We start from the raw sequence: 19,231 nt of genomic DNA, 5'->3' as shown, positions 1-19,231 counted from the left end.
TGGGGGTGGCCCGCGGGGGCGAGGGCTGGGGGGGTAATGCGCACGCTGCGCGGGCCGGTCAGGCTGGCATGGCCGGTAAACAGCGTAACCCCGGCTTTTTCCAGCATGGAAACATAAATGCCGTTCAGACGCGTAATTTCGCGGTCTTTCGCGGCCATGAGGGTGGGCCAGTCATGGGTGCCACGCTGGGTGTTCCAGCCAAAGCCATGGCTGTCGTCCACGAGGTCACCGAACTCGCTGGCCTGCACCATAAGCTTTTTGGGTACGCAGCCGAGATTGACGCAGGTGCCGCCCCAGTGGCGGCTTTCCACTACGGCTACGCGCGCGCCATGGCTGGCGGCGATTCGCGCGCAGCGAACCCCGCCGGAGCCGGCACCTATGACAAGAAGGTCGAAGTCATGGGCCATGGATGTGCTCCTTTGCGGGGTTCTGGTGTGATGTGGGGCTTTTAGCGTTCAGCGAAAGCCTTTTCCACCACATACGCGCCGGGGGTGGACATATTGCCCTCATCAAAGCCGCGTGCGCGCAGCAGGGCTTCGGTATCGGCCAGCATTTCCGGCGAACCGCAGATCATCACACGGTCATGCTCGGGGTCGAGTGCGGGGATACCCAGATCTTCGAAGATCTTGCCGCTTTCGATCAGCTTGGTGATACGGTCGGTCACGGCAAAGCTTTCGCGCGTAACGGCGGGGTAATACAGCAGCTTGCCCGAGACATCCTCACCCAGGAACTCGTGCTGGGGCAGTTCGTGGCGGATGTGGTTGGCATAAGCCAGCTCGCCCGAAATACGCACGGTATGGCTCAGGATCACGTGCTCGTAACGCTCGTAGCATTCCGGGTCCTTGATCAGGCTCATGAACGGCGCAAGGCCGGTGCCGGTGGACAGGAAATACAGGTTACGGCCGGGGCGCAGGTTATCGAGCAGCAGTGTGCCGGTGGGCTTGCGGCCGATCAGCACCGTATCGCCTACCTTGACGTGGCGCAGGCGCGAGGTCAGCGGGCCATCGGGCACGGCAATGGAGAGAAACTCCATTTCATCGGCGTAGTTGGGCGAGGCAATAGAATAGGCGCGCAGCAGCGGCTTGCCGTCCACCTCGATGCCGATCATGGCGAACTGGCCATTCTCGAAACGCAGGCCCGGATCACGGGTGGTGGTGAAGCTGAACAGGCGGTCCGTCCAGTGGTGCACGGTTAGCACCTTGGCCGGATACAGGTGGCCATATTCTTTCGTGGGCGGGGCGAGGTGCCATACGCCGTCCTGGCCTTCGACCGGCAGCAGGCTGCTGGGCACGTCAGAGGCGGACACGAGGGGGAGAGTGCCGGTTTCGAGAATGGTTTCAGACATGGGCCGCTTTGTACTCCGCTTGCAGCAGATCGGTTCTGGGTATGGATACCGGGCGCGAAGCCGTTGTCGGGGGCTGTGCCCCGGTTCGGCCCGCGCGGGGCATCTGGATACAGTGGAGGCGTTTTTAAGGGGCGGGGGCGGCCAACGCCAGTGCAAAATCATCATCAGACGTGTTCGCGCCCGGCAGAACGCCCGTAAATCTGTAATTTTTTGTGTCGGTCGGGTGTAGCACATTGTCGGCGCGGGCCTGATGCCGCACAAGGTAGGCATGGTATCAGATCATTCCGCCTCTCCCGCCCGCGACGCCCTTGCCACTGCCATGGCGCGTACCGGCCTCTCCCCCGAACCTAGGGAGGAAACGGAAGTCCTGCGCCGGCTCGCCCGCGCGCTGGAGCCGGGCCAGCGCAGCGTGGAGGATGAAACCTACCGCCATGTGCTGTGCCTCGTGCGGCGCAAGAAATGGGTCTCGCGCCTGCTGGACAAGACGCGCCGCAGCGGGCGGATATGGATCACCCGTGAGGAAATAGAAGACGCCTGCGCCACGGTGGAAGACCCGCAGGCCGATGACCAGACGCTGGAACGCGCGCTGGACCCCGTGGCGCAGGCCCGCCTGCGCAGCTACGGGGCCACGCCCCGTGCGGCGTTCGAATCCGTGCAGGCTGATCTGGTGGATACCGGGCGCGTGCCCTCTCCCGCCCAGACAGACCTGCTGCTTATGGCCGTGGCAGTGGCCTTCGGCCTGTCGGCAGATGATCCGTTCCTGACGATCACCCGGCAGGAGGAAAGCCGCAGGCAGGATGCGGCCAGCAAGATCGAGAAAGCGGGCCGCCGCCTGCGTGAGCAGGAAGAAGGACAGCTCCGTGCGTGGGAAGAGAGCCTTGTGCCGTTCAGCGAGGTGCCGCGTCTGCTGCATTGCTCCGGGCGTGAGGCCCTGCGCTGGATTGCCGAGAATCGGCTGCCCGTTGCCCGTAAGATAAGCGAGCAGGGTGGGCGCGAGCGCTGGGAGTTCGACCCGCAGGTGCTTGTTGCCCTGCGTGGCAAGCTGAATGAATGGCGCCGGGGCAGCCGCCCGGAAGAAGGGGGCGTACCCGGCCGAGGCCCCGCTAACCAGCCCGCGCCGGATATGGGCCGCAAGGTGGCCAATGCGGTGATCGCGCGCGTGGCGGCGCTTGACCGCTATGCCGCGCATTTTCGCACCGCCCGTGCGCTCCAGCGCCGTATTACGCTGGTGACAGGCCCCACCAATAGCGGCAAATCCTATACCGCGCTCAATGCGCTGGCACAGGCTGAAAGCGGGCTGGCCCTCGCCCCGCTGCGGCTTCTGGCCCATGAATTCCGCGAGGCACTGGCCTCGCGCGGGGTGGAGGCATCACTTTCCACCGGCGAGGAACGTCTGATCGTACCCGGTAGCCGGCATCTGGCCGCCACGGTGGAAATGTGCCCGTTCTACAGCCCGGTTGATGTGGCGGTGATCGACGAGGCGCAGATGCTGTTCGATACCGACCGCGGGGCCGCATGGACCGCCGCCATCATGGGTGTGCCCGCGCGACATCTGTACGTGCTGGGCGCGCCGGACTGCATTCCCATGGTGCGGCGTATCGCCGAGCTGTGTGGAGACCCGCTGGATGAAATTTCGCTCGAACGCAAAAGCCCGCTCCGGGCGGCGTCACAGCCGGTCAGGCTGGCCGATCTGGGCTCGGGCGATGCGCTCATCGCTTTTTCCCGCCGCGAGGTGCTGGACCTGCGGGCCGCGCTCATGCAGCACGGCAAGCGGGTTGCGGTTGTATATGGTGCGCTCAGCCCCGAGGTGCGCCGGGCCGAGGCGCAGCGCTTCAACTCCGGTCAGGCGGATATTCTGGTGGCTACGGACGCCATCGGCATGGGGCTTAACCTGTCCATCAAGCGCGTGGTGTTTGCCTCGCTCAAGAAATATGACGGCCGCCAGACGCGCGACCTGAGCGTGCAGGAAGTCAAGCAGATCGGCGGCCGGGCGGGGCGCTTTGGCAAGCATGAAACGGGTGTGGTGGCCGTGCTGGCGGGGGCGGGTAGCCCGCATTTTGTGCGTCGCCAGCTTGAGGCCGCCCCGGAACAGCCTGAAGACCTGCGGCCTTTCGTGCAGCCGGATGTGGATATCGTAAAGGCTGTGGCCACGGAAATCGGCTCGCAGAGCCTGTATGGCGTGCTGTCGCGTATTCACCGTGCCGTTCTGCGTAAGGATGACCCCAATTATCGCCTATCGGACATGGAGCAGGCTTTTGCCATTGCCTCGGCACTGGAAGGGGTGGATGCGCTCGACCTGCCCACGCGCTGGGCTTACGCCATGTGCCCGGTGGATGACCGCGATAACGGCATACGGCGTCTGGTGGGGTGGGCGGCGGACCATGCGGCCGGGCGGCGGGTGCTGCCCCCCGGCACGGGGCGTCTGCCCCCGGCTGAACGCGCCGGGCGTGAGGAGCTGGAGCGGGCGGAAAAACGCCACAAGCGTCTGGTGGCATGGCGGTGGCTGGCGTTGCGCTTTCCCGAATTCTATCCCGACCGGGAAGAAGCCGAGGATACGACGCGCCGCCTGAATGACTGGATTGAAAGCGTGCTGCGCCAGCAGAGTCGCGCCCGCCAGACCCAGAAGTTCTGAAAACCGGGCCTCAGCCCATCGAGGTGCTGGTCAGCCGTTCCGAAATATCCCACAGGCGCGCTGCCAGACTCGGCTTGCGTGCCGTGGGGGGAATGCGTGCGGGGCCGGGGCGTCCGTGCCGTTCTCCCGCGCCCTGTGGGCCGTAATATTCCCCATCACGCGCATCGGGCGACAGGGCGGCGTATAGCAGCGGTTCCGCTCCGCGTGCGGCGGACTGCCCCATGATACGGAGCACGGCTCCGCCGAGCGTCTGCTCGATTCGGCCCAGCGGGGCGGGGAGTGTCGCCCCCTGCCCATTGGCCAGAATGGCGGTGCTGGCCCAGCCGGGATGGGCGGCCCGCGCATGCAGGTTCCAGCCGTTTTCAGCAGCCCGGCGTGCCAGTTCCAGCGAAAATAGCAGATTGGCTAGTTTGCTCTGCTGGTACGCCCCGAACGGGCTGTAGCGGTGGCGGCTTTGCAGGTCGTCGAAATGCAGGGTGTTGCGCCCTGCGGCAAGGCTGGCCACGGTCACGACCGTGCCGCCGCCGTCTGCCGCTTCCAGCAGGGGGCGCAGGGCAGCGGTCAGGGCGAAATGCCCCAGATGGTTCACGCCAAACTGGAGTTCGAATCCATCATGCGTTTCAAGGCGGTGTGCCGGTGCCATGACACCGGCATTGTTGATCAGGAAATCCAGCCTGTCGGTCTGCTGCGCCACGGCCTGCGCGCAGGCGCTGACCGACTCTAGCGAGGCCAGATCAAGCGCCAGCAGGCTGATCTGGGCCTGTGGGCAGGTGGCTGTCAGGGCCGCCACGGCCTGCTGGCCCCGCTCGGTATCCCTGACCGGTAGCAGCAGGCGGGCTCCCCGGCGGGCAAGACCGCGCGCCACTTCAAGGCCCAGCCCGCTATTGCCCCCTGTTACCAGTGCTGTACGACCGCGCAGGTCTGGCTTTTTGTCCATTACGCGCCATGTGTCGTGGCGGCCGGGCAGGAGGGTGCCAAGTTTGTCGAGGAATCCGGCAGGCTGTTGTACGGTCATGGCAAAAGGGCCTTGAGCTGTTCATCCTGTTGTGCGGCCTGCATGGCTTCTTCCGTCAGACGTTTTTCATTCCGTTTGAAAAAAATCAGCAGGGTCAGAATTACGGCACAGGCCAGAACACCGAAGCCGATGGCGATCCAGCCAGAAAGCCGCAAAATCTCGTTGCCCAGCATATAGGCGCACAGCGTGTATCCACCAGCCCAGAATATGCCGCCCAGCGCGTTGTAAAACAGGAATGTGTGCCACGGCATGCGGATAGCCCCGGCCATAATGGCCACAAACATGCGCAGAATGGCGATAAACCGGCCAAAAAACACTACTGACCCACCATGGCGCAGAAAGACATAGCGCCCCAGCAGCAGGCGCTTGGGGGTTAGCCCCACCTTGGGGCCATGCTTGCCCAGCATGTGCAGGCCCAGCCCGTGGCCGATCAGGTAGCCGAAATTATCGCCCATGATCGCCCCCGTTATCCCCGCGATCATGACGCCTTCTATCTGGAGCCTGTGCGTGGTGGCGCAAAACAGAGCGCTGGTAATCAGCAGGCTTTCAGCGGGCAGGGGCAGGCCCATGCTTTCAAGCATGACCACAACACCAATTACCCCATAGCCGTAATGGCTGAATAGGTTGGTGAGAAAGTCTATAGAAAAAGCGGAGTGCAGAGCATGCAGCAGGGGAGAATATCCAGTTCTGGCAGACGGCGCGCAGGCAGACGGCGCCAGCAGCAATGGGGAGGAACCGTGAGTGCTCCCCCTCTGTCAAGTCTGAACGCTTCGTAAAGGCCGTTGGTGGCATCGTGTCCACAGGCCGGGTGTTTTTGAACAGGCTGGCTCGCCGGTGCTAGGGTGCCCCTATGACAGACACGACAGCTCCCTTTTCACCCCCCCGCAGGCCCATACCCTGCGGGGCATGGCCTTCTCCCGTGACAGCCGCGCTCGTGGCCGGGAAAACCCTGACCCTGTCGGAAGTGACCGCATGGGATCAGACGGTCTACTGGCTCGAACGCCGCCCGGCGGAGGGGGGGCGTACCGTGCTCATGCACTGGAGCGAGGCGGCGGGTTGTGCCGAAGCGCTGCCCCCGCAAACCGATATCGGCACCCGCGTGCATGAATATGGCGGCGGAGCCTATGCGGTTGGCGCACAGGGCATTGCCTATTCCGAGCGCAAAAGCGGTGCCGTGTGGCTGGCGCAGAAAGCTGGTGCCCAAACCCGTGCTGACGGGGGGAAAGAGATACGCCAGCTCGCAGGGCAGCCCGGCCTGCGTTTTGCGGATTTGCGATTCGACCCCATGGGGGGCGGGCTGCTGGCCGTGCGGGAAGACCATCAGCACGACCCGGCGGAGCCACAGGCCGCACTGGTGGTGCTGGACTGCACAGCAAAGACCGGACAGGCGGCGGCACAAGGCGTCATCCTTGCCCGCGGAGCGGATTTTTACGCAGCTCCCGCTGTGTCGCCAGATGGGCAATTGCTGGCATGGATTGAATGGTCGCACCCGTTCATGCCGTGGGAGGCCACGCGCCTGTGCGTGGCGCGGCTTGAGCGCACGCCCAACGGCACCATTACGGGGCTTGGTACCCCTTATGTGCTGGCAGGGGGGGCGGGACACGAATCGCTGCTCGAACCCCGCTGGACGGAAGACGGGCACCTGCTGGTGATTTCAGACCGCTCGGGCCAGTGGAGTGTGTGGCATGCAGGGCGCGGCGAGGCAGAAACAGCTCTGACCCCCTGTGCTGTCCCGCAAGGCGAGATCGGGCAACCGGCATGGGTGTTTGGCCAGCGCAGCTACCAGCCGCTACCGGGTGGTGCCTGCCTGTTCCTGAGTGTGTGCGAGGGCGAAAGCCAGACCGTGCTGCGCCGGACGGATGGCACGTTTCTGCCCATACCGGGCCGGCCCGAGCAATGCCCCGTGCCGCTGGCTGATGGGCGTCTGGTCTGGCTGGATACCCCGCCTGATGCCCTGCCGCGAATCATGCTGGCGGATATGGCCGCAGAGCCGCCTCAGGAGCGGATTCTCTATAATGCTGCCCCTGCGGTTTTGCAGGAACAGGATATAGCCTGCCCCATTTCCCTGCGCTTTCGTGTTGGGGGTGAGGATACGCCATCCGGGCATGCGTTTTTCTATCCGCCCACCAGCCGCACGGCCTGTGTGCCTGAGGGCGAGCGGCCGCCGCTGATTGTGCAGGTGCATGGTGGCCCGACCGCCCGCGCGCAGGACAGTTTTTCCTTTAAGGTGCAGTGGTGGACCTCGCGTGGTTTCGCGGTGCTGGATGTCAATTACGGTGGCTCAACTGGCTTTGGGCGGGCATGGCGTGAGCGCCTGCAAGGGCAATGGGGTGTCGTGGATGTGGCCGACTGCATTGCCGCCTGTACGCATGTCGTGCGCGAAGGCTGGGTGGATGCGCAGCGCATTGCCATTCGTGGTTCCAGTGCCGGGGGTATGACGGTGTTGGTGGCTCTGGCCGAATCCAGTCTGTTTGCGGCGGGCGTCAGTCTTTACGGCGTAACAGACCTGCGCGAGCTGGCAGCGGAAACGCATAAATTCGAGTCGCGCTACCTCGATGGCCTGATCGGTCCTTGGCCCGAATCCGAAGCGCTCTATCTGGCGCGTTCGCCTGTGCAGAAGGTGGAACGGATTCGCGCCCCGGTTCTGTTGTTTCAGGGGCAGGAGGACAGGGTGGTGCCACTTTCACAGGCGCGCGCCATGGCAGAAGCGCTGCAAGAGGCAGGCACGCCCTGTACCCTGCGCGAGTTTCCCGGCGAGGGGCATGGTTTCCGGCAGGAAAGCACCATTCGTGCGGCATTTGTGGAGGAACTGGCTTTTTACGGAGGGCTGTTCGGTTTTGAGCCTGCGGAGTGATGCAGGCATAAAAAAAGCGGCCATTGGCCGCTTTTTCCATACAGACGGGACGATCCGCCTAGAGTTTTTCGACCTGATTGAATTCCAGATCGACCGGCGTAGAGCGACCGAAAATGGAAACGCTCACCTTCAGGCGGTTCTTGTCTTCATCCACTTCCTCAATGACACCATTGAAGGAGGTGAAGGGGCCATCCGCCACGCGAATCTGCTCGCCAATTTCGAAGCTGATGGCGGAGCGGGGATGCTGCACGCCTTCTTCGGTCTGGCGGATGATCCGCTCCGCTTCCGCCGCCGAAATGGGGGTGGGGCGGTTACGGGTGCCCAGAAAGCCGGTAACCTTGGGTGAATCCTTCACAAGGTGCCAGCTCTCGTCGGTCATTTCCATCTTGATCAGGACATAACCGGGGAAGAACTTACGCTCCGTGTTGACCTTCTGGCCACGACGCACCTCGATCACCTCTTCAGAGGGGACGAGAATTTCGTCAATATGGTCGCTCAGCCCTTTCTGTTCCGCTTCTTCGCGGATGAACTGGGCAATTTTCTTTTCGAAGCCCGAATAGACGTGAACCACGTACCAACGCTTGGCCATGTCGCTTCCTCAGCCTCCCAGCCCGAAGAGTTGACGCAGGCCGAGACCGATCAGCTGGTCAACCACAAAGAAAAAGACGGAAGCCAGACCAGCCATGGCCAGAACGGCACCCGTGGTTACAAGCGTTGCCCGCCGGGAGGGCCAGGTGACCCGTTCGGCCTCGGCGCGCACGTCATGCAGGAACTTACCGGGACTGAACGACACGAACCAACCCTCTTCCACAACTTGCGTTCATGGCACCCTGATGGGGCGGCCTGAACCTGTTCAGCCTTGCACGAAACACCGCATTGTCATGAAGATTAAAGCGGATTTTTCCCGTACAGCGCCAGAAAATCTGGCAGGGGTGGAGGGTCTCGAACCCACAACCTCCGGTTTTGGAGACCGGCACTCTAGCCAATTGAGCTACACCCCTGCAGCGTGTCCGCCACGGCTGGAAAAGACCTATAACGGAAACCCGTTCGTCTGACCAGCCACAATCTTGCGGGCATCACAGGAGGCGGAACAAAATATGTTGTGGCGCTAAAGTCAAGTGCCTGTTGCAGATTATTGTGTGCCCAGATACGCGCCTGCGCAAAAAAAACGCCGGGGGCTTGCAGCATGCGTGGAGGATGGATTATAAACGTCCACACTTTGGTGCGCGGGCATAGCATAGTGGTAATGCTGTAGCCTTCCAAGCTACCGAGGAGGGTTCGATTCCCTCTGTCCGCTCCAAAATATTCTCCAGACAAATTCTGTAGCCTTTCATCCCTCGCTGTTTCGTGATCGTAGCGACCTGTCGGGTCTGATCGCGGGTGTTGCCTGTTCTGTTTGGGTAGTGCGTCATTCCGGTTCAGGGCGTGTAGATATGGACTTTTGCGCACCGTGGTCTGCTCCATCGGGGTGGATGCGCAAAATAGGGGTGTTCAGCTAGTTGCGTGCCTGTTGTGGTCATGCTAGAGGCCGCGCCAGCAGGTGCATTAAATCTGGATTCATCGTCTGGTGGTCTGGGTTGCATCGTTGTCAGTGTGGAATGCCGGCGCGCACAGAAGGAAAGAACCAAAGAGTGGTGGCCTCGGGCGTAACGACAGCACAAGCAGTTGCTTTTGCGGCCAACGGTCTTGAAGGCCGTTACGCGATTGCGCTTTATGATCTGGCCGCCGAGCAGCGGCAGCTGGACACCGTGCTTGATGAAGGCGGAGCGCTTGCCCGCCTGATTGATGAAAGTGCGCCCCTGCGCACTGTTCTGGAAGACAGGCGTCTGGATATTCTGGTGTCTCGCAAGGCCGTGCTGGCCGTGCTGGAGGCTCAGGGGTTCGGCCAGATTCTTCGTAATTTTGTGGGTGTTGTGGCGGATAACCGTCGCCTGCCGGTGCTGCGCCGCATTCTTGGTGCGCTTGACGCGCTGGCCGTGGCCCGCCGGGGTGAGGTGGTGGCCGAGGTCAGCAGCGCCGTGGCGCTGACACCAGAGCAGCGCGCCCAGCTTCAGGCCCGTCTGGCCGAGGCCGGTTATTCCCGTATCAATATTCGTGAGCGTGTTGACAGCACCCTGCTGGGCGGCCTTGTCGTCCGTGTAGGGGCAAAGCTGTATGACGCGAGCCTCAAGACCCGCCTGTTTCGTTTGCATTACGCCATGAAGGGAGCCGCGTGATGGAAATCCGTCCCGCAGAGATTTCGGATATCCTCAAGCAGCAGATTGCCTCGTTCGACAAGGAATCTGATGTTGTCGAAACCGGCACTGTCCTGTCCGTAGGGGATGGTATTGCCCGTGTGTTCGGCCTGCAGAACGTCATGGCGGGCGAACTGGTCGATTTCCCGTCCGTCGGTCAGAAGGGCATGGCCCTCAACCTCGAAAGCGACAATGTCGGTATCGTCATTTTCGGTGACGACACCAACATCCGCGAAGGCGATACCGTTGCCCGTTCCGGCACCGTTGTCAGCGTGCCGGTAGGCAAGGGCCTGCTGGGCCGCGTGGTTGACGGTCTGGGTAACCCGATCGACGACAAGGGTCCGCTGGTTGACGTTGAAATGCGTCGTGCGGAAGTCAAGGCGCCCGGCATTATGCCCCGCCAGTCCGTGCATGAGCCGATGCAGACCGGCATCAAGGCCATTGACGCTCTGGTTCCGATTGGCCGTGGCCAGCGCGAACTGGTGATCGGTGACCGCCAGACCGGCAAGACCACCATCCTGACCGATACCATTCTCGCCCAGAAGAGCGTGAATGATGCGGGCGACGACAAGAAGTCTCTCTACTGCATCTATGTTGCGGTTGGGCAGAAGCGTTCCACGGTTGCACAGCTCGTGCGTCTGCTGGAAGAAAAAGGCGCGATGAAGTATTCCATCGTCGTTGCCGCCACCGCGTCTGACCCGGCGCCGCTTCAGTATCTCGCACCGTATGCCGCCTGCGCCATGGGCGAATACTTCCGCGACAACGGCATGCACGCCCTGATCTGCTATGACGATCTGTCCAAGCAGGCCGTGGCTTACCGCCAGATGTCCCTGCTGCTGCGCCGCCCGCCGGGCCGTGAAGCTTATCCGGGTGACGTGTTCTTCCTGCATTCGCGCCTGCTCGAGCGCGCCGCCAAGATGTCCGACGCCCATGGCGCAGGCTCCCTGACGGCCCTGCCCGTGATCGAAACCCAGGCGGGTGACGTTGCAGCCTACATCCCCACCAACGTGATCTCCATCACCGATGGTCAGATCTTCCTTGAAACCGACCTGTTCTATAAGGGCATCCGCCCCGCCGTGAACGTCGGTGGCTCGGTCTCGCGCGTTGGCTCCGCCGCCCAGATCAAGGCGATGAAGCAGGTTGCAGGCAAGATCAAGCTTGAGCTGGCCCAGTATCGCGAAATGGCGGCCTTCTCGCAGTTCGCATCCGACCTCGACCCTGCGACGCAGAAAATGCTCGCCCGTGGCGCGCGTCTGGTAGAACTGCTCAAGCAGCCGCAGGCTTCGCCGCTGTCGGTCGAAGAACAGGTTGTTCTGCTGTTCGCGGGCACCCGTGGCTTTGTGGACGGTGTTGCCGTCAACAAGGTTGTGGCCTGGGAAAAGGCTCTGCTGGCTGATGTGCGCAGCGCGGGCAAGGATATTCTGGACACGCTCTCCAAGGAGCAGGCTCTGTCCAAGGATCTCGAAGCTCGCCTGACGGAATACCTGACCACCTTCAACCGCCACTTCGCGGGCTGAGAGGGCAGAAGCGTCCATGGCTTCCCTTAAGGAACTCCGCGCCCGGATCGGAAGTATCAAGTCGACACGGAAGATCACGAGCGCCATGAAAATGGTGGCCGCAGCCAAGCTGCGGCGCGCTCAGGCCAGTGCGGAAGCCGCGCGACCCTATGCCGCGGCCATGCGCCGTATGCTGGGTGAGCTGGCTGTCGCAGTGCAGGGAGAAGGCGGGGTTCCCCGTCTGCTCGCTGGCACGGGCCAGGACAAGGTGCACCTGCTGGTGCCCCTGACCAGTGATCGCGGGCTGTGCGGCGGCTTCAACTCCAACGTACACCGCCTGACCGTCCAGACGATCCGCCGCCTCCAGTCCGAAGGCAAGACGGTCCGTCTGCTGCCGGTTGGTCGCAGGGCCATGAATTTCTTTTCTCGCGATTACGCTGACCTGATCGTTGATCATGTCACCGGTGTCAGCGGTAAGGAAATTCCATTCTCTGTCGCGTCTGATCTGGGCGAAAAAATCAACGCTCTGGTCGAAGCCGGCGAAGTCGATGTGTGTGCACTTGTGTTCAACAAGTTCCACAACGCGATGACGCAGGTGCCGACAAGCCAGCAGCTTGTTCCCATGCTCATGGAAGAGCAGGGTGCAGGCGATGTCCCGGCTGACAATGTGGCACAGTATGAATTCGAGCCTGATGAGGCGACAATTCTGGCCATGTTGCTGCCCCGTAATCTTCAGGTGCAGATTTATGCTGCCCTGCTGGAAACGGCAGCTGGCGAAAATGGCGCCCGGATGACGGCAATGGATAACGCAACCCGTAACGCGGGCCGATCCATTGACAGTCTGACCCAGGTCTATAACCGGACCCGCCAGACCAATATCACCAACGAACTGATCGAAATCATTTCGGGCGCACAGGCTGTCTGAGCCCGCTCGCATGTCCCGCAGGAGCTGACCATGTCGGATACCACAACCCAGACTCAGGCCCCTGCGGCCACGAAGTCCAATGCCGTTGGCCGCATTACCGAGATCAGAGGCCCGGTCGTTGACGTGCAGTTCGAAGGCGAACTGCCGAAGATCCTCAACGCCCTGCACGTCAAGCTGAACGACCAGGTTCTGGTTCTGGAAGTCGCGCAGGAAATTGGCGAGCACGAAGTGCGCTGCATCGCCATGGATTCCACCGACGGCCTGACCCGCGGTGCGGAAGTGACCGATACCGGCGCACAGATTTCCGTGCCTGTCGGCCCGGAAACGCTGGGGCGCATCCTGAACGTGATCGGCGAGCCGATTGACGAAAAGGGCCCGGTCCGCACCAGCCGCCGCGCGACCATCCACCGTGATGCCCCGGCGTTTGACGAACAGGCCGCTGCTTCTGAAATCCTGATGACCGGCATCAAGGTCGTCGATCTGCTCTGCCCCTACCTCAAGGGCGGTAAGATCGGCCTGTTCGGTGGTGCTGGCGTTGGCAAGACTGTTATTATTCAGGAACTGATCAACAACATCGCCAAGGCGCATGGCGGCGTGTCCGTGTTCGCTGGTGTTGGTGAACGTACCCGTGAAGGCAACGACCTGTATTACGAAATGCAGGATGCGGGCGTGATCAAGCTGGCTGAAGATGGTGCGACCGACGGTTCCAAGGTGGCTCTGGTGTTCGGCCAGATGAACGAGCCGCCGGGTGCGCGTGCCCGTGTTGCCCTGACCGGCCTGACCATGGCTGAATATTTCCGTGACGAAGAAAACCAGGACGTTCTCTTCTTCGTGGATAACATCTTCCGCTTCACGCAGGCGGGTTCGGAAGTGTCCGCTCTGCTGGGCCGTATTCCTTCGGCGGTGGGCTACCAGCCTACTCTGGCGACGGAAATGGGCGCTCTGCAGGAACGCATCACCTCCACCAAGAAGGGCTCCATCACGTCCGTGCAGGCCGTTTACGTGCCTGCCGATGACTTGACCGACCCGGCACCTGCCGCGACCTTCGCGCATCTGGATGCCACCACCGTTCTGAACCGCTCCATTGCTGAAATGGGTATCTACCCGGCGGTTGATCCGCTGGACTCCACTTCTCGTGCGCTTGACCCCCAGATCGTGGGTGAAGAGCATTACGAAGTGGCGATGGAAGTCCAGCGCATCCTGCAGACCTACAAGTCCCTGCAGGACATCATCGCCATTCTGGGCATGGACGAACTGTCCGAAGACGACAAGCAGGTTGTGGCGCGTGCGCGTCGTATCCAGCGCTTCCTGTCCCAGCCGTTCCACGTGGCCGAAGTGTTCACGGGCGCGCCGGGCAAGCTGGTGTCGGTTACGGATACGGTTCGCTCCTTCAAGGCCATCTGTGCGGGTGAATATGATGACCTGCCGGAAGCCGCCTTCTACATGGTTGGCAGCATCGAAGAAGCGATCGCCAAGGCGGAAAAACTGAGGGAATCGGTCTAACGGCCGATTTCAGGGAGGAGCATCGTTCATGCCGGTCCTAATTGAGATCATCAGCCCTGAAAAAGTGCTGGTGTCGCGTGAGGTAGATATGGCTGTTCTGCCCGGCATGGAAGGCGATATTGCCGCCATGACCGAGCATGCACCCATGATGCTCCTGCTGCGTGGCGGTGTTGTTGCCCTGCATGAAGGCGATGTGGTTACGGATCGCTTTTTTGTCGCGGGTGGCTTTGCCGATATTACGGGCACTCGCTGCACGGTTCTGGCGGATAAGGCTGTGCCGGTCAGCGAGATCTCGATCGATAACGCCACGGCCCAGCTTGAGGCACTGTCCGAGATCTGGGACAAGACCGACAAGACGGACATGACCCGCCTGAGTGCATTGCAGGATCAGATTCTGGCCGTACGGGCGGAAATTGATGCCGGTGTGGGTAACGCCTGAGCCTCAAGCATATGTTTTGAAAAAAGCCACCCGTCTGGGTGGCTTTTTTTTGTTTGGGGCTCCAGGTTGGCCTTGCCGCGGGTTAGCCGCGCCCCCGGTAGCTGGGCACATCCTGTGCGGGAATCCAGACTTCTTTTGGCGCTTCGCCGGTTTGCCAGAAAATATCGATCGGGATACCGCCACGGGGGTACCAGTATGCACCGATACGCAGCCAGACAGGGTTGAGAAGATCGACCAGCGTGCTGGCAATCTGGATCGAACAAGCTTCGTGGAACGCCCCGTGGTTGCGGAAGCTGGTCAGGAAAAGCTTGAGCGATTTGCTTTCCACAATCCATTGATCCGGCACGTAATCAATGACGATATGGGCAAAGTCCGGCTGGCCGGTGATCGGGCAGAGTGAGGTAAATTCCGGCGCGGTAAAGCGTACCATGTAGCGCTTGTCGCGGTAGGGGGTGGGCACGCGTTCCAGCTCGGCGGTTTCAGGGCTGGTGGGGGCTGATACCGACCGGCCAAGCTGGGTTAGTGCGGTGCTGCCGTCATCTGGTCTGCTCATGGTGTTCTCCTCGGATGATGTTGCCTGATGTCGGAGCACTTGCGAACCAAGTCAAGTTTTCAGGCCTGATGTATCAGGGTTGCGGCTGTCGTTTTTTTCAGGGCTGGTGTATGAGGGGACATGGCCAGAACAGCATCCCCCGTTTTTCCGCAACCACGACTGGTTTCCTCCACACAGGCTCTGGAAGAGGCGCTCAGGCCGCTCCATAACGAGCGGTATGTGACAGTTGATACCGAGTTCATGCGTGAAAAGACGTACTGGCCGGAACTGTGTCTGGTTCAGCTTGGCGGTAGCAACGATCTCATTCTGATCGATGCGCAGGCTGAAGGGCTGGATATGGCCCCTCTGGCGGCGCTGATGGCAGATCCGTCAGTCATCAAGGTTTTTCATGCGGCACGGCAGGATCTGGAAATTTTCCTGCATCTGTTTGGCGCGCTGCCCATGCCGATTTTTGATACGCAGGTGGCGGCCATGGTGGCCGGGCATGGCGATCAGGTCGGGTATGACAGTCTGGTTGGTTCACTGACCGGACATTCCATCGACAAGAGCCACAGGTTTACGGATTGGTCGGCCCGGCCCCTGTCTGCTGCTCAGCTTACCTATGCGGCGGGCGATGTCACTTGGCTGCGGGTTGTGTATGAGCGCCTGCACCGCAAGCTTGAGCAGGAGCAGCGCCTGTCCTGGGTTGCGGCGGAAATGGCCGAGCTGGAAGAGCCGTCGACTTTTCAGCCAGATCCGGAAAAGCAGTGGGAGCGTTTGCGTGCCCGCACCAATAACCGGCGCATGCTGGGGGTGCTGCGTGCCGTGGCAGCCCTGCGTGAGCGTGAAGCGCAGCGGGTTAATGTGCCGCGCCAGCGCCTGATCAAGGATGAAAGCCTGCTAGAAATTGCCGCGACCACGCCCGACAGCACCGAGGCCCTGGCCCGTGTGCGGGGTGTGGCGCGCGGCCTTGCGGAAGGCCGGACAGGCCAAGCCCTGCTGGAAGCCATCCGTCAGGCGCAGGCTCTCCCCGATGCGGAACTGCCGCGCCTGCCCAAAGGGCGTGGGCGCGATGCCGCGCGGCCTCCGGCTTCTCTGGTAGCGCTGCTCAAGGTGCTGCTAAACGCCTGCTGCGAGGCGCATGATGTGGCGCCCAAGCTTGTGGCCTCGCAGGAGGAGCTTGAGGCGCTCGCACTTGATCCGTCACAGGCACCCACCCTGCTGGGTGGCTGGCGTGGTCGCGTTTTTGGTGATGCCGCGCGTGCCCTGTGCGAAGGCCGTCTGGCACTGCGCGTGCAGGATGGGCGGGTGGTCAATGTGCCGTGTGAAGACAAGGCCCTGTCCGAACCCGCCCTCGGCTAAGGGCAGGTTCGGCCGGTGGGGATGAGCGGTGTGCTCAGAACCCCATTTCAGCCCAGAGGTTGGAAAGCGGGCGCGCCCCGTAATGGGAAATGATTTCCGATGCCGCGACGGATGCCAGCCTGCCGCATTCAGGCAGGGTGCGGCCAGCCGTTAGCCCGGCCATGAAGCCTGCCGCATAGGCATCGCCCGCGCCGGTAGTATCGACCACCTGTGTCGGTACGGGGTCCACTTTCGTAAACGTGCCTTCATGCACTACAACACTACCCAGCCCGGAGCGGGTCAGGGCCGCGAAGGTGGTGTCCTGCGCAGTATGGCGGGCGGCGGTGTCGAAGCTTTCCGTTTCGTACAGGGCGCAGATTTCATCCTCGTTGGCGAACAGGATATCGACATGGCCCTTGACCAGATCAAGGAAAGCCGCGCGGTGACGGCCAACACAGAACGGGTCTGACAGGGACAGGGCAACCTGCCGTCCGCTCTTATGGGCAATGGCTGCGGCCCGGCGGAAAGCTTCCTGCGCGTGCGGGGGGTCGAACAGATAGCCTTCAAGATACACGATGGAGGAGGCTGCAATGACATCGGGCAGCACGTCATCGGGGGTAAAGCAGGTGCAGGCTCCCAGATAGGTAGCCATGGTGCGCTGCCCGTCGGGGGTGATCATGACAATGCAGCGCGCGGTCGGCAGATTGTCGAAAAGCTGTGCATTCAGCGGCTCGGACGGAAACGCCACGCCGTTGCTGTGCAGGTCTTGACCGAACTTAACCCCGGCCTCGTCACGCGCGACCTTGCCCAGATACGCCACGCGCGCGCCAAACTGTGCCGCCACCACGCAGCTATTGGCCACGGAACCACCGCCCATAACCTGCTCGGGTGTGAGTGCGGCCTGAAGCGCGTTGGCGCGTTCGGCGTCGATCAGCGTCATGCTGCCGGGTGTGAGGCCCTGTTTTTCGAGGAAAGCAAAATCGACCCGGGCCAGAATGTCCGTAATGGCGTTGCCAATACCCAGAATATCGTAACGAATGTCAGGATCGGTCATTTTATTAAAACTTTTCTTCAAAAATGGAGAACTCTGGCTGTTTGGCTAGCCTGCCGCCATAAAAAGGGCAACAGTTGGCGCTACGCAAAGTTTGCCCAACGGTTGTCGGCTCGTATAGACTCGCGCCCGACCCGGATGGGCAATGTATGTGCGGACGAACGCCGCCCGACAAGGTGGGCGGCCTAACGGCAGGGGGACATTCTTGTTCAGACGACGCAAGACTGAAGAAAGCAAACCACCGGAAAAGCCCGCACAGACCGGCGCACAGGCGCCGCGAGATGCGGCCGGAGCCTCTTCTGGTGCTCCGTTTTCTTCCAATTCAGGGCGGCCTCCCCTTTCCCAGGCGGGCGCTGCTGGCTCTAATCATGATAACGTAAAGGATACCCCCGCCATGGGTCGTGCGCCCCTTCCTTCCGGTTCTCCTCTGCCCGCAGGGGCAGGTATTCCGCCGATGCCGGGTGCGCGTGGCGGCCTGCCGTCGCAGCTTGCCGGGCGCAAGGATGTGGCTGAGCAGCGTACGCTTGTTGTTGGGCGTGGCATCAGCGTACAGGGCTCCGTGCAGGATGCGGAACGCCTTGTTGTGGAAGGCACCGTGGAATCCAGCATGATCAACGCTGCCGAACTGGTGGTGATGCCCGGCGGCCTGTTCCGTGGTGGTGTGGAAGTGGAAAGCGCTGAAATTTCCGGCACTGTCGATGGTTCTCTGGTGGTGCGTGGCAGCCTGACAGTCCGAGGCACGGGCCGCCTGCTGGGCAAGGCGTCCTGCTGCCGCCTGAAGGTGGAAGATGGCGGCCAGATCAGCGGCCAGCTTGAAATGCTGCCTGAAAACAGTGCTTCTGCTACCTCTCCGGCGACAATCGCTCCGGCTTCGGCCTCCTCTGAGTCTTCCACTCAGGGCTGAAAACGCAAAAAGGCTGGCCCGAGGCGTATAGCCGGGCCAGCCTTTCTGGTTTTAATGCGCTACCAGCACCTGTTTGGTACAGGCCCCTGAGTTCAATCAGGCCATGGTGTCGCGGCGGTCGCGTAGTCTTACATATGCGATCTGGGCATGTTCCTCGCAGTAAGGCTTGCCCGGCAACGGTGTTGCTCCACAAAAACGAAAGCCCGGGGTGCCGGGGTCGCCAATTGGCCAGCAGCATGCGGGGCCACGGCGTTTCTGCGGTTCGGGATCCGAAACATTGCGGAAGGTGGGCTTGGGCTTGGCGGCCGGTTTGGGCGCTGCGGCAACCTTTTCCTTGCGCTCGACTGTCTCTTCCCGCACGGAGGCGGCTACTGCCGGGCTGGTGCGGGCAACGGGGGCTGCGGGCGGTGTTGCAGGCTGTGCCACCACAGGGGCCGGGGTGGCCTCGCGGATGCTGGGGGCAGGCTGCGGGGGGGCTGCCTCAGCACTGGGTGTCACGGTTTTTTCGGGTTTTTCCGCGCCTGCGGTTTTGGGCTTGCCATCACGGCGAATAGGCGAAGGGCGCGGGGGCAGGCCAAGCCTGTGCGCCTTGCCAACAACGGCGTTCTTCGTAATGGAGAGGCGGCGACCTATTTCCGCCGTCGAAAGACCTTCGCCCCATAGCTCTTTGAGCTGGGCGATTATTTCGTCGGTCCACTCCATTCCATGTACCTTTTCGACCATTGATGACCTGACCAGCGCAACACACGCACTGCGAAGCCATCTATCTTAGGGGCATGGGGGCGGCGGCTCAAGCGGAAAGCCTGAAAGAAGGGAGTGCTCAGTCCGCTTTTCCGGCCATGGAGAGGTCTGGCGGGGTTGGCTGGGTGCGCTCGGGCACAATCAGGGCGATCCGGGTGCGCACCTGTTCAAGCAGGGCGCGGGCGGTTTCCTGCTCATCAGCAGTGGGGTGGGTGGGGT

General features: G+C 62.0%; 18 protein-coding genes and 2 tRNA genes. 10 read left to right on the top strand and 10 right to left on the bottom strand.

The genetic code is table 11. The annotated features are described in order from the left end of the window. Together ABF757_RS09530 and ABF757_RS09525 are read right to left on the bottom strand one after the other, a co-directional pair. A partial coding sequence (locus tag ABF757_RS09530; RefSeq protein ID WP_415481974.1) for an FAD-dependent oxidoreductase occupies window positions 1–407 on the bottom strand: 407 nt, incomplete at its 3' end. A gap of 41 nt (window positions 408–448) precedes the next feature. Then, on the bottom strand, window positions 449–1,345 hold the full coding sequence (locus ABF757_RS09525) for a ferredoxin--NADP reductase (protein ID WP_025860366.1): 897 nt from the start codon (window positions 1,343–1,345) through the stop codon (window positions 449–451). Window positions 1,346–1,613: 268 nt separating this feature from the next. On the opposite strand from ABF757_RS09525, the gene ABF757_RS09520 reads away from it, so the two are divergent. Beyond that, on the top strand, window positions 1,614–3,977 hold the full coding sequence (locus ABF757_RS09520) for a helicase-related protein (protein WP_415481973.1): 2,364 nt from the start codon (window positions 1,614–1,616) through the stop codon (window positions 3,975–3,977). Between the two features lie 10 nt (window positions 3,978–3,987). On the opposite strand, the gene ABF757_RS09515 is transcribed toward ABF757_RS09520, so the two are convergent. Together ABF757_RS09515 and ABF757_RS09510 are read right to left on the bottom strand one after the other, a co-directional pair. Further along, window positions 3,988–4,914: an SDR family oxidoreductase gene (locus tag ABF757_RS09515; protein ID WP_415481982.1), complete on the bottom strand. Its 927-nt coding sequence runs from the start codon at window positions 4,912–4,914 to the stop codon at window positions 3,988–3,990. Between the two features lie 74 nt (window positions 4,915–4,988). After that, window positions 4,989–5,651 carry a DedA family protein gene (locus tag ABF757_RS09510; RefSeq protein WP_025861413.1) on the bottom strand — a complete coding sequence of 221 codons (663 nt, stop codon included), beginning with the start codon at window positions 5,649–5,651 and terminating at the stop codon, window positions 4,989–4,991. A 191-nt stretch (window positions 5,652–5,842) separates the two neighbouring features. Here ABF757_RS09510 and ABF757_RS09505 point away from each other — a divergent pair, with 191 nt between their 5' ends. After that, entirely contained in the window at window positions 5,843–7,846 is a 2,004-nt protein-coding gene (locus ABF757_RS09505) for a S9 family peptidase (RefSeq protein WP_415481972.1), read from the top strand. A gap of 58 nt (window positions 7,847–7,904) precedes the next feature. Here ABF757_RS09505 and nusG read toward each other — a convergent pair whose 3' ends face one another. The 3 genes from nusG to ABF757_RS09490 all read right to left on the bottom strand — a co-directional run bounded on the left by nusG (window position 7,905) and on the right by ABF757_RS09490 (window position 8,847). Next, a complete protein-coding gene (nusG, locus tag ABF757_RS09500) occupies window positions 7,905–8,435 on the bottom strand; it encodes a transcription termination/antitermination protein NusG (protein ID WP_025861415.1) in 531 nt (176 codons plus the stop codon). A 9-nt stretch (window positions 8,436–8,444) separates the two neighbouring features. Next, a complete protein-coding gene (secE, locus tag ABF757_RS09495; protein WP_025861416.1) occupies window positions 8,445–8,639 on the bottom strand; it encodes a preprotein translocase subunit SecE in 195 nt (64 codons plus the stop codon). A 131-nt stretch (window positions 8,640–8,770) separates the two neighbouring features. Next, a tRNA-Trp gene (locus ABF757_RS09490) sits at window positions 8,771–8,847 on the bottom strand. 225 nt (window positions 8,848–9,072) lie between these two features. Here ABF757_RS09490 and ABF757_RS09485 point away from each other — a divergent pair. The 6 genes from ABF757_RS09485 to atpC all read left to right on the top strand — a co-directional run bounded on the left by ABF757_RS09485 (window position 9,073) and on the right by atpC (window position 14,443). Next, window positions 9,073–9,146, top strand: a tRNA-Gly gene (locus tag ABF757_RS09485). A gap of 298 nt (window positions 9,147–9,444) precedes the next feature. Beyond that, complete coding sequence (gene atpH / locus ABF757_RS09480) at window positions 9,445–10,062, top strand: ATP synthase F1 subunit delta (RefSeq protein ID WP_051543884.1); 618 nt, start codon at window positions 9,445–9,447, stop codon at window positions 10,060–10,062. Beyond that, window positions 10,062–11,597, top strand: a complete 1,536-nt coding sequence (atpA, locus tag ABF757_RS09475) for a F0F1 ATP synthase subunit alpha (protein ID WP_415481971.1) — start codon at window positions 10,062–10,064, stop codon at window positions 11,595–11,597. Before atpH ends, atpA begins: the two co-directional genes overlap by 1 nt. Before the next feature lie 16 nt (window positions 11,598–11,613). Beyond that, window positions 11,614–12,501, top strand: a complete 888-nt coding sequence (locus ABF757_RS09470; protein ID WP_025861420.1) for a F0F1 ATP synthase subunit gamma — start codon at window positions 11,614–11,616, stop codon at window positions 12,499–12,501. Between the two features lie 30 nt (window positions 12,502–12,531). Continuing rightward, on the top strand, window positions 12,532–14,004 hold the full coding sequence (gene atpD / locus ABF757_RS09465; protein ID WP_415481970.1) for a F0F1 ATP synthase subunit beta: 1,473 nt from the start codon (window positions 12,532–12,534) through the stop codon (window positions 14,002–14,004). 28 nt (window positions 14,005–14,032) lie between these two features. Further along, window positions 14,033–14,443, top strand: coding sequence for an ATP synthase F1 subunit epsilon (gene atpC / locus ABF757_RS09460; protein ID WP_415481969.1), 411 nt, complete (start codon window positions 14,033–14,035; stop codon window positions 14,441–14,443). Between the two features lie 82 nt (window positions 14,444–14,525). Here atpC and queF read toward each other — a convergent pair whose 3' ends face one another. After that, on the bottom strand, window positions 14,526–14,996 hold the full coding sequence (queF, locus tag ABF757_RS09455) for a preQ(1) synthase (RefSeq protein ID WP_025861423.1): 471 nt from the start codon (window positions 14,994–14,996) through the stop codon (window positions 14,526–14,528). Window positions 14,997–15,116: 120 nt separating this feature from the next. Here queF and rnd point away from each other — a divergent pair, with 120 nt between their 5' ends. Next, entirely contained in the window at window positions 15,117–16,337 is a 1,221-nt protein-coding gene (gene rnd / locus ABF757_RS09450) for a ribonuclease D (RefSeq protein ID WP_415481967.1), read from the top strand. Window positions 16,338–16,371: 34 nt separating this feature from the next. Here rnd and ABF757_RS09445 read toward each other — a convergent pair whose 3' ends face one another. Continuing rightward, entirely contained in the window at window positions 16,372–17,370 is a 999-nt protein-coding gene (locus ABF757_RS09445) for an adenosine kinase (RefSeq protein ID WP_415481966.1), read from the bottom strand. Window positions 17,371–17,512: 142 nt separating this feature from the next. On the opposite strand from ABF757_RS09445, the gene ABF757_RS09440 reads away from it, so the two are divergent. Next, window positions 17,513–18,271 (top strand): bactofilin family protein, encoded by a 759-nt coding sequence (locus ABF757_RS09440; protein ID WP_199897881.1) that lies wholly within the window; start codon window positions 17,513–17,515, stop codon window positions 18,269–18,271. 96 nt (window positions 18,272–18,367) lie between these two features. Here the strand turns inward: ABF757_RS09440 and ABF757_RS09435 are convergent, their stop codons facing one another. Continuing rightward, a complete protein-coding gene (locus ABF757_RS09435; RefSeq protein ID WP_415481965.1) occupies window positions 18,368–18,973 on the bottom strand; it encodes a GcrA family cell cycle regulator in 606 nt (201 codons plus the stop codon). Window positions 18,974–19,231 lie beyond the last annotated feature (258 nt).

Origin of the sequence: Acetobacter papayae, from assembly GCF_047721125.1 — a bacterium.
Taxonomy (GTDB): Bacteria; Pseudomonadota; Alphaproteobacteria; order Acetobacterales; family Acetobacteraceae; genus Acetobacter; species Acetobacter papayae.
The sequence above is the reverse complement of the archived record's forward strand: the minus strand, read 5'-3'. Positions and strand labels throughout refer to the sequence as shown.